General features: G+C 74.0%; 10 protein-coding genes and 1 pseudogene. 2 read left to right on the top strand and 9 right to left on the bottom strand.

Going from position 1 to position 14,507, the window contains the following annotated elements; all coding sequences use genetic code 11:
• Positions 1–61: 61 nt before the first annotated feature.
• The 4 genes and pseudogenes from FRANEAN1_RS20345 to FRANEAN1_RS20330 form a co-directional block, all read right to left on the bottom strand.
• A pseudogene (locus tag FRANEAN1_RS20345) lies at positions 62–397 on the bottom strand (ABC transporter permease); the annotation flags it as partial.
• 22 nt (positions 398–419) lie between these two features.
• A complete protein-coding gene (locus tag FRANEAN1_RS20340) occupies positions 420–962 on the bottom strand; it encodes an SRPBCC family protein (protein ID WP_347176685.1) in 543 nt (180 codons plus the stop codon).
• Positions 963–1,094: 132 nt separating this feature from the next.
• The gene (locus FRANEAN1_RS20335; protein ID WP_347177243.1) at positions 1,095–2,009 is read right to left on the bottom strand and encodes a 4'-phosphopantetheinyl transferase superfamily protein; all 915 of its coding nucleotides are present in this window, start codon (positions 2,007–2,009) and stop codon (positions 1,095–1,097) included.
• A 92-nt stretch (positions 2,010–2,101) separates the two neighbouring features.
• On the bottom strand, positions 2,102–3,355 hold the full coding sequence (locus FRANEAN1_RS20330) for an enoyl-CoA hydratase/isomerase family protein (protein ID WP_020461704.1): 1,254 nt from the start codon (positions 3,353–3,355) through the stop codon (positions 2,102–2,104).
• Positions 3,356–3,660: 305 nt separating this feature from the next.
• On the opposite strand from FRANEAN1_RS20330, the gene bioA reads away from it, so the two are divergent.
• Positions 3,661–4,947 carry an adenosylmethionine--8-amino-7-oxononanoate transaminase gene (bioA, locus tag FRANEAN1_RS20325; RefSeq protein ID WP_020461703.1) on the top strand — a complete coding sequence of 429 codons (1,287 nt, stop codon included), beginning with the start codon at positions 3,661–3,663 and terminating at the stop codon, positions 4,945–4,947.
• Positions 4,948–5,471: 524 nt separating this feature from the next.
• The gene (locus FRANEAN1_RS37255) at positions 5,472–7,571 is read left to right on the top strand and encodes a GGDEF domain-containing protein (protein WP_020461702.1); all 2,100 of its coding nucleotides are present in this window, start codon (positions 5,472–5,474) and stop codon (positions 7,569–7,571) included.
• Positions 7,572–7,624: 53 nt separating this feature from the next.
• Here FRANEAN1_RS37255 and FRANEAN1_RS20310 read toward each other — a convergent pair whose 3' ends face one another.
• The 5 genes from FRANEAN1_RS20310 to FRANEAN1_RS20290 all read right to left on the bottom strand — a co-directional run bounded on the left by FRANEAN1_RS20310 (position 7,625) and on the right by FRANEAN1_RS20290 (position 14,403).
• A complete protein-coding gene (locus FRANEAN1_RS20310) occupies positions 7,625–8,452 on the bottom strand; it encodes a bifunctional 5,10-methylenetetrahydrofolate dehydrogenase/5,10-methenyltetrahydrofolate cyclohydrolase (RefSeq protein ID WP_020461701.1) in 828 nt (275 codons plus the stop codon).
• The gene (locus FRANEAN1_RS20305; RefSeq protein ID WP_041254462.1) at positions 8,449–9,072 is read right to left on the bottom strand and encodes a cyclodeaminase/cyclohydrolase family protein; all 624 of its coding nucleotides are present in this window, start codon (positions 9,070–9,072) and stop codon (positions 8,449–8,451) included. The genes FRANEAN1_RS20310 and FRANEAN1_RS20305 overlap by 4 nt, the downstream gene beginning before the upstream one ends.
• A 349-nt stretch (positions 9,073–9,421) precedes the next feature.
• A complete protein-coding gene (locus FRANEAN1_RS20300) occupies positions 9,422–10,108 on the bottom strand; it encodes a TetR/AcrR family transcriptional regulator C-terminal domain-containing protein (RefSeq protein ID WP_041254461.1) in 687 nt (228 codons plus the stop codon).
• A 91-nt stretch (positions 10,109–10,199) separates the two neighbouring features.
• Positions 10,200–11,579, bottom strand: a complete 1,380-nt coding sequence (locus FRANEAN1_RS20295) for an APC family permease (protein ID WP_020461698.1) — start codon at positions 11,577–11,579, stop codon at positions 10,200–10,202.
• 436 nt (positions 11,580–12,015) lie between these two features.
• On the bottom strand, positions 12,016–14,403 hold the full coding sequence (locus FRANEAN1_RS20290) for an excinuclease ABC subunit UvrA (protein ID WP_020461697.1): 2,388 nt from the start codon (positions 14,401–14,403) through the stop codon (positions 12,016–12,018).
• Positions 14,404–14,507: the final 104 nt, after the last annotated feature.

Genomic DNA, 14,507 nt, shown 5'->3' with positions numbered 1-14,507 from the left:
GCTCTTGTGGCGGCTCCAGCTTAGCTCAGAGCGGCATCGTCCTGGTGTGTCGAGATCACCGTCAGCCCGCCCGCCCGGTGAACGCACGCCGTCCGAACAGGAACTTCGCCGCCAGGTATGACCCGGCCAGCACCGGGCCGAACCAGGCCAGCGCCAGCCACCCGCCCGTCCCGATCGGCGTTCCCATCAGCAGGCCGCGCAGCGTCTCGATCACCGGGGTGACCGGCTGGTGGTCGGCGACCGCCCGCAGCGGGGCCGGCATCGTCCCCGTCGGCACGAACGCGCTGCTCAGGTACGGCAGGAACAGCACGAAGAAAGTGAACCCGCTGGCGGCCTGTGGGCTGCCGGCCAGCAGGCCGAGCGCCACCGACAGCCAGGTCATGGCGAGGACGAACAAGTGTGGGACGCCTCGTGCCGGGTCAGCGGACGATGCGGCGTAACGCGACCCGGGCCAGTGGGGCGTAGGCGTGGGGCAACGGGCCCGGTCCGGTGATCCGCAGCCAGGTGGACGTGCCGCCGTCGAGGCAGGCGTCCACGCCGTGGTCGAGGTCCAGCCGCAGCGGGCCGATCCCGACCCGCCAGCTCCAGGTGCGCTCGAACTCGTCCACGGCGGTGACGAGGAACCGCGCCGCCGGTCCGGCGAGTGGACGCACCTGCCCGCGCAGCCCGGGAACGATCCGCTGCCACCTGCCCGCGTCCGCCCCACGGGGCTCCTCGCCGCAGGGCCGCCAGCCGTAATGATCATGATCGCGGCTGTGCCCTTGGAAGGTGCCGTGGCCCTGCCCGGCATACGCTCCGGCCGCGGCACCCGCCGGGCCCGCGGTGCCCGCGGGGGCGCGCCCCGCGCTCTCGATCTCGACCGCCCGGATCTGCGGCGCCCAGCCCGGCCAGGCCGCCGGGACGGCGTACCGCTCCCAGCACAGGTCGGGCGGTGCAGGCCCGGAGGCCTCCAGGAACACCACGCTCACACCCACCCACGGTAGGCCGACCCCGGTGAATCTTCACCCGCACCGGTTCCGCGGAACACCATGATCGACTGCGGCCGCGCTTCGGTGGCCACCCGACCGGGCGGATCGCCGCGGGTGCGGCAGGTTTCAGATCGGGGGAGTGAAGGCGATCGCGGTGACGATCAGGCCCCGGCCCACCGCCCAGCGCCCGCTGAAACCGGTCAGCTCCCCGCCGGGCAGCGCAGGCCCCGCCACCAGCAGACGCGCCTGGAACACCCCCCGCACATCCACCCCAGGTGCCCCCGCGATGGGCGCTCCCTCGACAGACGGCCCGTCCCCACCACTCGCACCGGGCCGGCTCCAGCCGGGACTGATCCCACTGAGGCTGCTCCCACCGGGACCGCTGCCGGCCCCGCCCCCGCCGTCGGCCCCGGCGTCGACGGTGATCGTCAGCTCGGCGTCGTCGAAGCCCAGCCAGCGTTGGGCCAGTGGGAACCAGGCCTTGTACACCGACTCCTTGGCGCTGAACAGCAGTCGGTCCCAGCAGACAGCCGGGTGCTCCCGGCCCAGCGCGGTGAGCATGTCCCGCTCCGCGGGCAGCGAGATCTCGCGGAGCACGCCGCCGGGCGTCGGCTCGTTCGGCTCGGCGTCGATGCCGACGCTCACCGCCGAACCTGCCGCGCCGCGGGCGACGGCGGCCGCCCGGTAACCGGCGGTGTGGGTGATGCTGCCGACCACCCCGGCCGGCCACAGCGGCTCACGGCGCTCCCCGGGGAGGATGGGCACCGCGGGCACGCCGAGGGCCTCCAGCGCCCGGTGGGCGCAGATCCGTCCGGTGGTGAACTCGCGGCGGCGCTTGTCGACCGCGCGGGTGAGGGTCGCGGCCTCCTCGGGGAACAGCTGGGCGTCCGTGGCGCCGCCGAAGTCGTCGTCGAACTTCTCCACCGCGGCGAGCGCCGGCCCGCTCCCGGGGCCCGCGGCGGGGAACCAGGCTGTGCCGGGCGCCGGCAGCACCGCGGCCAGCAGGACCGCGCCGCCGGCGAGCCGGGGCGGACCCGGCACCGTCACCGGCGCGGTGACTCCAACCGGCTCGGTCGACTCGACAGGTCCTGTGGCCGCTGCCGGCGTCCCGGCTGCCGCGCCCCAGCTGTCGGTCATCGGGCTGCCTCTCTTCCGCGCAGACTGAGCTCGCTGCCCGGACCGGAGTCGTCGGCTTCGCCCAGGCCGAGCTCGGCGTCGCCCAGCGGGGCGAAGAACCGGTCGACGTCCTCGGCCGTGACGTCGTCGAGCCGGTCCGGGGACCAGCGGGGGGAGCGGTCCTTGTCGACGATGGCCGCGCGGATGCCCTCCACGAGGTCGTGGGCGCTCAGCAGCACGCAGGCGATCCGGTACTCCTGGTCCAGGCAGGCTCCCAGCCCGGGCAGCGCCCGTGCCGAACGCAGCGCGCGCAGGGTCACCTTCAGCGAGGTCGGTGACTTCGCGGCGATCTCCTCCGCGGCGGCGCGGGCCGCCGGGGCGGGGCTGGCCGTCAGCGCGGCAAGAATCTCTTCGACGCTGCCGTGCCGGTAGCACGGGTCGATCCAGGTCCGGTCGGCCGCCAGCGAGGACGGGCCGGTCGCGGCGGCGACCGTCGCGTACCGGCGGGCCAGTGAGCCCGCGCCGCCCGCGCCGAGGCCGGCCGCTGCGGTGCCGAGGCCGGCCTCGGCGGCCTCGGCGGCCTCGCGCAGCGCGGCGACGAACGCCGGCAGCGCGTCGCTGGGCAGGTGGTGGTCGGCCAGCCCGCAGGCGATGGCGTCGGCGGCGCCGATCCGGGCGCCGGTGAGGGCCAGATGCGTCCCGATCTCCCCGGGTATCCGCGCGAGCAGGTGGGTGCCACCGACGTCGGGGACGAAGCCGATCCCGACCTCGGGCATCGACAGCACCGAGCGCTCGGTGACGATCCGGGTGGCGCCGTGCGCCGAGATCCCGATCCCGCCGCCCATGACGAGCCCGTCCATCAGCGCCACATACGGCTTCGGGTAGGTGCTGATCAGCGCGTTGAGCCGGTACTCGGCGGCCCAGAACGCCTTCGGTGCCGGGTCGCCGCGCCGCGCGCAGTCATGGAAGAAACGGATGTCGCCGCCCGCGCACAGGCCGCGCCCGCCCGCCCCGTCGACGAGCACCGCGGCGATCCCGTCGTCGGCCGCCCAGGTCCGCAGCGCCGCGTCGATGGCCTGCACCATGCCCGTGGTCAGCGCGTTGATCGCCTTCGGCCGGTTCAGCGTGATCCGGCCGAGGGCACCCTCGCGGCGCACGAGCACCGCCGGCTCGGTCGGCACCGCCGGCTCGGCGAGCGCTGCGGCCGCGGTACGCGCGGCCGGCACGGTGGGCCCGTCGAGCACGGCGGGGTCGGTGGGTTCGGGCGGCATGCGAGGTGACTCCTCCCTGGACCTGTGGCCGACCACACGGCGGCGGGCAGCCGGCACCGGCGGGCGGCCGGCGAGCGGTGGACAGTGTGAGCGGGTGGACAGTGCCCGTCCCATCTTCGACGCCGCCGCCCGCACCCGGGACCGGTGGGTGCCCCGTGTGGCCCTTCCGACACACCCCGCCTCGCCCGGCGGCCCCCGGCTTCGGCTGTGGCACGCCCCACCGGCCGAAGCCGGGTGAGCAGCGGCACAGCCCCGCGCCCGCGGCCACCGGCCCGCTCCGGCGGCCGGTGGGAGAAGCTGGGGCCATGGACGCCTCCGACCTGGTCACCCGGGACCGCGCGGTCGTCTGGCATCCGTACGCCTCCGTGCGCGACCAGGCGCCGCTGTTCGCCGTCGCCTCCGCCGCCGGGGTGCGCCTGACCCTCACCGACGGCCGCGAGCTGCTCGACGGGATGTCGTCGTGGTGGGCGGCGATCCACGGATACCGCCATCCCGTCCTGGACCAGGCCGCCCGCGACCAGCTGGACCGGATGTCGCACGTCATGTTCGGCGGGCTCACCCACGAGCCCGCCGTCGCGCTGGCCGAGCTGCTTGTACGGGTCACCCCACCCGGCCTGGAGCGGGTGTTCTTCTGCGACTCCGGCTCCGTCGCCGTCGAGGTCGCGATCAAGATGGCGCTGCAGTACCAGGCCGGACGCGGCCGGCCCGGGCGGACGAGGCTGCTCACGATCCGCCGCGGCTACCACGGTGACACCTCCGGCGCGATGTCGGTCTGCGATCCCGACACCGGCATGCACCACCTGTTCACCGGCCTGCTGGCCCGGCATCTGTTCGCCCCCGCCCCGGCTCCCGGCTTCGACGAGCCGGTCACCGATGACGACCTCGCCGACGTCGAACGCCTGCTCGCCGCCCACGAGGGGGAGATCGCCGCGGTCGTTCTCGAACCGGTCGTGCAGGGCGCCGGCGCGATGCGCTTCTACGCCCCCGGCTGGCTGGCCCGGGTCCGCGAGCTGTGCGACCGGCACCGGGTGCTGCTCGTTGCCGACGAGATCGCGACCGGCTTCGGGCGCACCGGGGAGCTGTTCGGCTGCGATCACGCCGGGATCACCCCGGACATCATGTGTGTCGGCAAGGCGATGACCGGCGGTTACCTGACGATGGGCGCCACCCTGTGCACCACCGAGGTGGCCGACGGCGTCTGCGCGTCGGAGGCGGGCGCGTTCATGCACGGCCCCACGTTCATGGCCAACCCGCTGGCCGCGGCGGTCTCGCGGGCGAGTGTCGAGCTGCTGCTCGCCTCCCCGTGGAGGGAGCGGGTCCGCGTCGTGCACGACGCGCTGGCGGCCGGGCTCGCGCCCGCCGCCGACCTGCCGGGCGTCGCGGACGTCCGCACTCTCGGCGCCATCGGCGTGATCGAGACCCACCGTCCGGTCGACATGGCCGTCATCCAGCCGCTGCTCGTCGAGCTGGGGGTGTGGGTGCGCCCGTTCGGACGGCTCGTCTACGCGATGCCGCCGTTCGTGATGGAGCCGGCGGACGTCGCCACCCTGACCGCCGCCATGGTCGCCGCCGTCGCCGCCACCACCGGCTGACCGCTCACCGGCCGGCGGTGGCCGGCCGGCGGTGGCCGGCCGCGGGGCCGTCGGGCCGGCGCGACGGCCGTCCGGCGGCCTGGCGACCCACCCCATCAGGTGGGTCGCCTGTGGTCTTCCCGTGCCGCGCGGAACGGCCGTCCCGCCGCCCGCGACCCGGCGGCCCGAGCCGGTTCACCGCCTGACGATGCAGGTCAGAAGCACGAAGGCCGGGGGAGCACACCCCCGGGGGTGCGTCGACCGTTGGCGCGGATGCCGGTACTGCATGTCCGACATCCACGAACTAGTTGCGGATGCCCGAAGAGCCTTCATACCCTTCGTCCACGGGGCTTCACTGTGTGTAGCAGTCGGCGGCTGTGATCGCCGGCGGCGCCGGTCCCACCGAGGGCGGTCCCGCCCCCGGCCGGCGCCGGGCACGGGTCGGCCCCGGTTCGTGAACGGATGCCCCGACAGACCTGGATACCGCGAGGTGGGCGCCGCGGGCGTCACCAGCACCGGCGGTGAACGAGAAGGGCCACGTGCGGATGCCGTTACGACAGGCGCCATGGCGACCCGGGCGCGGGCACGTCCCCCCCGGGCTCGGGGCGGTGGTGCGCGCCGTCCGCCGGGCGGCGGCCCGCCGTCCGGCCGGTCTCGTCGCGGTGATCGGGACGTCTCCGGACGGGACCCGACGCCCCGCCGAGCTTCCCGCCACCCACCCGGCTCCAGCCCCGATCCCGACGCGTCCCGCTCCGGCCCGGGTCGCGCCCGCACGGGCCGAGCCGCTGCCGATGCCCGCCTTCGGGCGGGTGGCCCCGACCACGACCGGGCCGCGCGGATGGGCGGCCCGCCAGGGCCTGGTCCACCCCTTCCCCGCCCTGCCCAGCCTCCCCGCGGGCCCGCCCACGGCCATCGCCTCCGCCGCGGTGCCCCGCGACACCCCGTTCCCGGAGGTGACGGGCGTCCCCCGCGCCGATCCGGGTCACGGCACCTCCGTGGGCCATGGTGCCTCGCTGTTCCTACGGGACGCCACCTGCCCGGCCTCCGCCCTGCCCGGACCTGACAACACCCCCGGCCGCACCCCCGGCCGTGGCGGCGCCGGGCGCCGCTCCCGCAACGAGCCGCGCCCGCGCGCACGCCCTCGGTTTCTGCCCCGCCTGCCCATGCCACCGCCACCGCGCGGGAGCCTGCGCCCGCCGCGGTGGCGGCGGCCCGGCGGCGCCGCGGGCCTGCCGCGGCCGCCCGCCGAGCTGATCGGCATCCTCGCGGTCGAGGCGCTGTTCCTGTTCGCCGCCGTCGTCCTCGTCGCGAACGCCGCCGCCGACCGCTCCCCGCCACGGCCCGCCGAGTTCGCGACCTTCGCCGCCTTCACCGCACTGGCCGTCGTCACCGGGGTGCTGCTCACCAGCCCCGCCGCGGCCGGCGCCGGGCAGCGCGCCGAAGGCGCCACCGCCGCCCCCCAGGACAGCGGTCCGCCCATGACCTCGACCTGGACGCTGCCGGTCGCGCTGCTGCTGCCCCCGCTGTACGCGCTGCTCGCGCACGTCCCGCTCTGGCTGGCGACCGGGGGAGCGGGGCGGCTCGGCCGGCCGGCGGGCCGGGGCGGCTCCCCGCCGCCGGCGCGCATCCGGCTGCACGACACCGCCGCGCTCGGTCTCGCCGGCGCCGCCGCGGCCGCCGTCCACCACCTGATCGCACCCACGACGGACCCGCGGTCCGCGGAGCGGCTCGCCGGCTCGTCGCACACCTTCGCCGCGCTGATCGCGGCGGTCGGCGTCTACGTGCTCGTCGACCGGCTGCTGCGTCCCGGTCACTGGTCCGGCGGGCGGGAGCAGGCGGTCGCGGTCGCGGTGGAGACCGGCGCCGCGCTGATCCTCGCCGTCCTGTGGGCGGCCAGCCCACTGCTGCTCGTCGTCGCCGCCCCGCTCGTCCTGCTGCTGCGCCGCGGGCTGGCCCACGCCGAGCTGCTCACCGCGGCCCGCACCGACCCCAAGACCCGGCTGGCGACCATGGCCTACTGGCGGCAGGTCGCCCAGCGCGAGACCACCCGGACCCGCCGGCTGGGACGTCCGCTGTCGGTGCTGCTCGTGGACGTCGACCACTTCAAACAGGTCAACGACCGACACGGGCATCTCAACGGCGACGCGGTGCTGCTCGCCGTCGCCGACGCGCTGCGCCTGGCCACCCGGCCGCAGGACCTCGTCGGCCGGTTCGGCGGGGAGGAGTTCGTCGTGTTGCTCGCCGAGGTCGACCTCGACGCGGCGGCGGCCGTCGCCGAACGCGTCCGCCACCAGGTCGCGGGGGCCAGCACCCGCCTCGGTCGCGCCGAGGTGACCGTCACGGTGTCGGTCGGCGTCGCCTGCACCAGCCCCGCCCGCCCCGACCCGCTCGCCCACCAGGCAAGCCCGGCCGGCCCGGCGGACGGGACCGACGCGGCCGGTCACGGCGCGCCCGGCACCGCCACGGAACCGGCGTTCCCCGGCCCGCGCGCCGCGGCGCCGGCCACCGACGACCTCGCCATCCTGACCGACCTGCTCGAGCGCGCCGACGCGGCGCTCTACCAGGCGAAACGCGAAGGCCGCAACCGCGTGCGCACCGCCGGAACGGCCACAGCGGGCGGCGCGCCACCGCGCCCCGCCCGCTGAACTCCCCACAGCTTCCGAACTCCCCGCGGCTACCTGCTCACCCGTCTACGTGCTCAGCCGCCGGCCGCGCGCACCGTGTTGCGCAGCAGCAGCATCGTCGTCACCGGCCCCACCCCGCCGGGAACCGGGGTCAGCGCGCCCGCGACCGGGGCCACCGCGTCGGCGTCGACGTCACCGACCAGGCCGGCGTCCGTCCAGTTCGTGCCGACGTCGATGACGACCGCCCCGGGCCGGACATGCCCGGCACCGACCATCTTCGGCCGGCCGACCGCGGCCACGACGATGTCGGCGTCGTGCGCCACCGTCGCCAGGTCCTTCGTCCGCGAATGGCACACCGTCACCGTCGCGTCCTCGGCGAGCAGCAGCAGCGCCGCCGGCTTGCCCACCACCGAGCTGCGGCCGATCACACACGCCCGGGCGCCGGCCAGCGGCACCGCGGCCCGGTTGAGGATCTCCAGCACGGCCGCCGCGGTCGCCGGCGCGAACGCGGGCAGGCCGAGGGCGAGCCGGCCCAGGCTCAGCGGGTTCATGCCGTCGACGTCCTTGCCCACCGGGATGCGGGCACCCACGTCGGCGGCGGTCAGCCCGTCCGGCAGCGGCGTCTGCACGATCATCCCGTGCACCGCCGGGTCGGCGGCGAGCCGGTCCACGGTGGCGGTCAGCTCGTCCGGATCCCCGGTCAGCTCGTGGACGGCGCAGCCCACCCCGACCTTGGCGGCGCCGCGCTCGATCACCCGCACGTACGACCGGGCCGCCTCGTCCGCCGTCGGCAGCACGACCGCCAGGGTCGGAGTGACCCCGGTGGTGGCGAGCCGTTCGACGTCGTCGACGACCGAGCGTCCTATGTCGGCGGCCATCGACCGCCCATCCAGCAATCTCATGACCCGATCCGATCTCCCACGGCGCGCACGACAACGTCCGCGCCGGTCACTGACGACAGGTACTTGTCCAGCTCGGCGGCGGTCGCGTCGCGGGTGGCGGCGTCGCTCATCGACGCCAGGTTCACCCGCACGTTGATCGCCGCCGAGTCGAGGGCCGCCCGCGCGCTGGCGGCGGCGACGGCCACGTCCGACAGGACGTTGACGTTCGCGCCGTCGAGGATGCGCTGGCACAGCCCGACCACCTCGGCGGCCGCCGCCGCGGTGCGCAGCGGCACATCGGCCGCCCCGACCAGCGCCCGCTGGATCGCGGCGCTGCGTGCCGCCTTCTCCTCGGCGGTCTCCTTGGGCAGCCGGTAGGCGTCGGTGACGGCGGTGAACGCCACCGCGTCCGCGTCGGCCAGCGCCAGCGCCTCGCCGCGCAGCCGGTCCGCCTCGGCGCGGGCGGCGAGCATCACCGGCTCGTGCTCGGCGTACCGCGGCTTACCGATGGTCAGGTTGGTGACCATGCTCACCAGGGCCGCGCCCAGCGCCACCTGCACCGCCGCCGCGGCGCCACCGCCGGGCGCGGGAGCCGCCGAGGCGAGCGCCTCGAGGAACCCGTCGAGCGTCTCGTCCGCCATCGCTTTCGACTCCCGCCTCGATCCGTTGTCCGGATCCGTGCCCGTCCGGACCTGTGCCGGCCAGCTCGCCGCGCCGGAACCCCTGTGTGCCGTCACGCTCCCGCGTGGACGGCCGGCCGTGGCCGGGGACCACGGCCACGCCGCGGCGTCACCCGTCCCCACCCGACCCGGGACCGTCCGCATCCGTGCCACGGATGCGGCGGAGCGGGGACGGCTGGGCGCGGGGCTGGTCGGAGTGCACCGTAGCAAGTGGATCGGCGCCCTGGACGGGGCAGGCCCGGCGCGCGCCCGTCCCGGACGGGATTGTGAGGTTTGCCGCCTCCGCCGACGGCGACCGGCCCACCGACGCTCACCCTGGCAGCGACCCCATGATCAGGTCGAGGCCGTCGTCGAACTGTGCGGCCGTGTCGGCCCGCAGGAACGGCACCGCCGCCGCCAGGTCGGGCAGCTGGTGCGCCGGCGGGTTGAACGTCGCCGTCGGCGCGCTGGGACGCCGGTCCCGCGCGACCGCGGCGGCCAGCGTGCGCGCCTCGGACAACACATGGCCCAGGCTGTAGAACAGCAGCGTCTGGTAAGCGGACGTCGCCTGCTCGGGGCTCAGGCCCATCCCGCGCAGCAGGCCGAGCGCGTGGTTGGCCCGCTCCCAGTACGCCCGCCCGCCCGGCGGGCGGCGCAGGATCACACCCGCCATCGTCGGGTGGCGCAGCAGTGACCGCCGTAGCTGGTGCAGGCTCGCCCGCAGGTCGGCCCGCGCGTCCCCGGTCGACGGCAGCGGCTCGTCGCCGGCGATCAGGATGTCGGCGAGGACGTCCAGCAGCTCGTTCTTGGTGCGGAAGTGGCGGTAGACGGCGGTCGGGTCGACATCGAGGCGAGCACCGAGGGCACGCATGCTGAAGGCGTCGGCCCCGCCGATGCGCACGATCTCCATCGCCGCGTCGAGCAGCACCTCCCTCGACAGGGTGCCCCGAGGCGTGCGCTGCGGGGGAGCCGATGCGCCCGACCGGGGCGCGTCCTCATCCTCGTCCGATGCCGTCACGACACCTGATCTTAGTAGAACCCACAGCGTGGTCAACGCTGTTGACGCACCCGCCCGTCAAGGATGATCTTGATAGTCGCGTCATCCCCGCTCACTGCCGCGCCGGGTGCCCGCCCGCGTGACGGGCGGCGTACACCACGGCCGCCGCGGCGAGTACCGCGGACCCGCCGAGCACGGACGTCCCGGGCAGGCTGAAGGCCAGCAGTAGGCAGCCGAGCAGTCCGACGACCGGAACGGCGCGCACCGGACGGCCTTCGGTGGGGGAGAGGGTCCACGCCGCGGCGTTGGCGACCGCGTAGTACAGCAGCACCCCGAACGAGGAGAACCCGATCGCGCCGCGCAGGTCCGTGGTGAGCACGAGCGCGGTGACGGCGGCCCCGACGGTGAGCTCGGCGCGATGCGGAACCCCGAACCGGGGGTGAACGGCGGCCAGCGGCGTCGGCAGATGGCCGTCCCGGGCCATCGCCAGGGTGGTACGCGAGACACCGAGGATCAGCGCCAGCAACGACCCGAGCGCACCGACGGCCGCCCCGACCCGCACCACCGGAGCCAGACCCGGCATGCCGGCGGCACGCACGGCGTCGGTGAGCGGCGCGGCTGACGCCCCGAGCGCGGCCACCGGTAGCACCAGCAGCAACGCGACGGCGACCGCGGCGTAGACGACCAGCGTGATGCCCAGCGCGGTCGGGATCGCCCGGCGGATGGTGCGCCGCGGGTCACGGACCTCCTCGCCGAGCGTCGCGATGCGCGCATAGCCGGCGAAGGCGAAGAACAGCAGGCCGGCGGCCTGCGGGAGACCGGGCCACAGGCTGGGCGATGCCGGCCCCGCCGGGCCGTCGCGGCCGGTGGGGGAGAGGCGGACCGGCTCCGCGGCGCCACTGGTGACGCAGACGACCACGACCACGACGAGCACGGTCAGGACGACGACGACGATCAGACGGGTCAGCCAGGCCGCGCGCCGCATCCCGGAGTAGTTGACCGCGGTGAGGGCGGCCGTGGCGGTGCCCGCCACCAGACGCTCATGTCCAGGCCAGGTGTAGGCGCCGACGGTGAGAGCCATCGCGGCGCACGACGCGGTCTTGCCGGTGATGAACGAGGCGCCGGCGAGGTAGCCCCAGAAGTCGCCGAGACGCCGCCGGCCGTAGACGTAGGTGCCGCCGGCCTGCGGGTACAGCGCCGCCAGCCGGGCCGAGGAGGTGGCGTTGCAGTAGGCCACGATCGCCGCGGTGGCAAGGGCGAACAGGAGTGCCGCTCCCGCGGCCCGGGCCGCGGGAGCGAACGCGGCGAACACGCCGGCGCCGAGCATCGCGCCCAGCCCGATGACAACCGCGTCCCCGGTGCCGATCGTGCGGGCCAGCACCGGCCCCGTGTCGGCCCGCGGGTCGGTCCGGGGGTCGACCCCGCTCTCGTCGCCGGTCGTCCGCTCTCCGGCCGCCTGCTTCTCATGACCGGTGTCGATGCCTCGGACCATAGCGGCCCTTCAGGGCACCTCGCGCGCCAGCGGTGGCTGTTCACCACCGGTTCGCCCCACGTTCCGCAGACTCTCAAGATAGTCAACAGTGTTGACGTGCGGGCTCCACGCAAACGATCAAGAAGACAACCAAATGCACAAACGATCAAAAACCTTCCTCCCCAACAGAAAACCTTCGGTTGAGAGGGGTTCTCGATCATGAAACAGGCTTCGGGTGTCGCCGTGATCACCTTCGCCGTGTCCCTCTGGGGTCGCCTCGCGCCTCGCGCTGGACGGAGGTCGCCGAGGACCTTCGTCCATGGCCATGATCGGTCCTCCCGGTCGGACGCGGGACTACTTAACATAATGTGCATTATCGGCGCGGTTTCGAGAGGGGTGTTCGGCCCCGTTCGACCTCTATGTGCCGCCGGGGCCCCGCCTGCTGGGCGGTGTTTGGTCAGGTGCCGATGTAGGCGGCGAGGTGTTCGCCGGTGAGGGTGGAACGGGCGGCGACGAGGTCGGCGGGTGTGCCTTCGAAGACGATCCGGCCGCCGTCGTGACCGGCGCCGGGGCCGAGGTCGATGATCCAGTCGGCGTGGGCCATGACGGCCTGGTGGTGTTCGATGACGATGACGGACTTGCCGGAGTCGACGAGCCGGTCGAGTAGGCCGAGGAGTTGTTCGACGTCGGCGAGGTGCAGGCCGGTGGTGGGTTCGTCGAGGATGTAGGTGGCGCCCCTGTCGGCCATGTGGGTGGCGAGTTTGAGTCGTTGCCGTTCGCCGCCGGAGAGGGTGGTGAGTGGCTGGCCGATGGTGAGGTAGCCGAGTCCGACGTCGGCGAGCCGGTTGAGGATGGTGTGTGCGGCGGGTGTGCGTGCCTCGCCGGTGCCGAAGAACTCCTGGGCGTCGGTGACGGACATGGCGAGGACTTCGCTGATGTCGCGGCCGCCGAGGTGGTGGTTGAGCACGGAGGCTTCGAACCGTTTGCCGTCGCATTCTTCGCAGGTGCTGGCGACGCCGGCCATCATCGCCAGGTCGGTGTAGATGACGCCAGCGCCGTTGCAGGCGGGGCAGGCGCCTTCGGAGTTGGCGCTGAACAGTGCGGGCTTGACACCGTTGGCTTTCGCGAATGCCTTGCGGATCGGGTCGAGCAGTCCGGTGTAGGTGGCGGGGTTGCTGCGTCGTGAGCCGCGGATGGCGGTCTGGTCGATCGAGACGACGTCCGCGCCGGCGGGGATCGATCCGTGGATGAGGGAGCTTTTGCCGGAGCCGGCGACGCCGGTGACGACGACGAGTACGCCGAGGGGGATGTCGACGTTGACGTCGTGCAGGTTGTGGGTGGTCGCGCCGCGGATCGGGAGCTGGCCGGTGGGGGTGCGCACGGTCGGTTTGAGGGTGGCGCGGTCGTCGAGGTGGCGGCCGGTGAGAGTGCCGCTGGTTCGTAGCCCGGCGAGGGTGCCTTCGTAGCAGACGGTGCCGCCGGCGGTGCCGGCGCCGGGCCCGAGGTCGACGACGTGGTCGGCGATGGCGATTGTTTCCGGCTTGTGTTCGACGACGAGCACTGTGTTGCCCTTGTCTCGCAGTCGCAGCAGCAGGTTGTTCATGCGCTGGATGTCGTGGGGATGCAGGCCGACGGTGGGTTCGTCGAAGACGTAGGTGGTGTCGGTGAGTGAGGAGCCGAGGTGGCGGATCATTTTGACGCGCTGCGCCTCGCCGCCGGAGAGGGTGCCGGAGGGCCGGTTGAGGGAGAGGTAGCCCAGGCCGATCTCGACGAAGGAGCCGAGGGTGTGGTGCAGCGCGGTGAGCAGGGGTGCGACGGATGGTTCGTCGAGGTCGCGGACCCAGTGGGCGAGGTCGCTGATCTGCATGGCGCAGGCATCGGCGATGTTGGTGCCGGCGATGCGGGAGGAGCGGGCGGCTTCGCTGAGCCGGGTGCCGTCGCAGTCGGGGCAGGTGGTGAAGGTGACGGCCCGGTCGACGAAGGCGCGGATGTGTGGCTGCATCGCTTCGCGGTCTTTGGACAGGATCGATTTCTGGATTTTCGGGATGAGGCCTTCGTAGGTGAGGTTGACGTTGTCGACCTTGATTTTGGTGGGTTCTTTGTAGAGCAGGTCGTGGAGTTCGGTCCTGGTGTATCGGCGGATGGGTTTGTCGGGGTCGAGGAAGCCGGAGCCGCCGAAGATGCGGCCGTACCAGCCGTCGACGCTGTAGCCGGGGATGGTTAGGGCGCCTTCGTTGAGGGATTTGCTGTCGTCGTAGAGGGCGGTGAGGTCGAAGCCGGAGACGGCGCCGCGGCCTTCGCAGCGGGGGCACATGCCGCCGGTGCGGGTGAAGGTCTTTCGTTCGGTTTTGCTGGTTCCGCGTTCGGTGGTGATCGCGCCGCTTGCCCGGACGGTGGGGACGTTGAAGGAGAAGGCGTTGGGTGAGCCGATGTGTGGACGTCCCAGCCGGCTGAACAGGATGCGCAGCATGGCGTTGGCGTCGGTGGCGGTGCCGACGGTGGAGCGGGGGTCGGCGCCGAGCCGCTGCTGGTCGACGATGATCGCGGTGGTGAGTCCGTCGAGGACGTCGACTTCGGGTCGTGCGAGGGTGGGCATGAAGCCTTGGACGAAGGCGCTGTAGGTTTCGTTGATCAGTCGCTGGGATTCCGCGGCGATGGTGCCGAAGACCAGGGAGCTTTTGCCTGAGCCGGAGACGCCGGTGAACACGGTGAGTCGGCGTTTGGGGAGTTCGACGCTGAGGTCTTTGAGGTTGTTCACGCGGGCGCCGTGGACGCGGATGAGGTCGTGGCTGTCGGCGAGGTGGGGCGCGGGCGGCTGCGGGTCCGTCCTCGTGGCGTTGCTCATGGTGTCTCCATCGTGCTGGCCAGCCGGTGGCGACCACCAGGTCGCCACCGGTGTCGGGCGCGGGGGTTGCCGCGTGGCGGCTGTCCGGGTGTCGGGTCCTGGCC

The organism is Parafrankia sp. EAN1pec (assembly GCF_000018005.1).
Classification (GTDB): domain Bacteria; phylum Actinomycetota; class Actinomycetes; order Frankiales; family Frankiaceae; genus Parafrankia; species Parafrankia soli.
Note: the sequence above shows the minus strand (reverse complement) of the source record. Positions and strands in the feature narration are given on the sequence as shown.

What these genes read in the sequence shown, in the direction of transcription:
- bioA (WP_020461703.1), top strand. Translation starts at nt 3,661, where the DNA reads ATGGACGCCTCCGACCTGGTCACCCGGGACCGCGCGGTCGTCTGGCAT.
- FRANEAN1_RS20290 (WP_020461697.1), bottom strand. Translation starts at nt 14,403, where the DNA reads ATGAGCAACGCCACGAGGACGGACCCGCAGCCGCCCGCGCCCCACCTC.
- FRANEAN1_RS20295 (WP_020461698.1), bottom strand. Translation starts at nt 11,579, where the DNA reads ATGGTCCGAGGCATCGACACCGGTCATGAGAAGCAGGCGGCCGGAGAG.
- FRANEAN1_RS20310 (WP_020461701.1), bottom strand. Translation starts at nt 8,452, where the DNA reads ATGAGATTGCTGGATGGGCGGTCGATGGCCGCCGACATAGGACGCTCG.
- FRANEAN1_RS37255 (WP_020461702.1), top strand. Translation starts at nt 5,472, where the DNA reads ATGCCGTTACGACAGGCGCCATGGCGACCCGGGCGCGGGCACGTCCCC.
- FRANEAN1_RS20305 (WP_041254462.1), bottom strand. Translation starts at nt 9,072, where the DNA reads ATGGCGGACGAGACGCTCGACGGGTTCCTCGAGGCGCTCGCCTCGGCG.
- FRANEAN1_RS20330 (WP_020461704.1), bottom strand. Translation starts at nt 3,355, where the DNA reads ATGCCGCCCGAACCCACCGACCCCGCCGTGCTCGACGGGCCCACCGTG.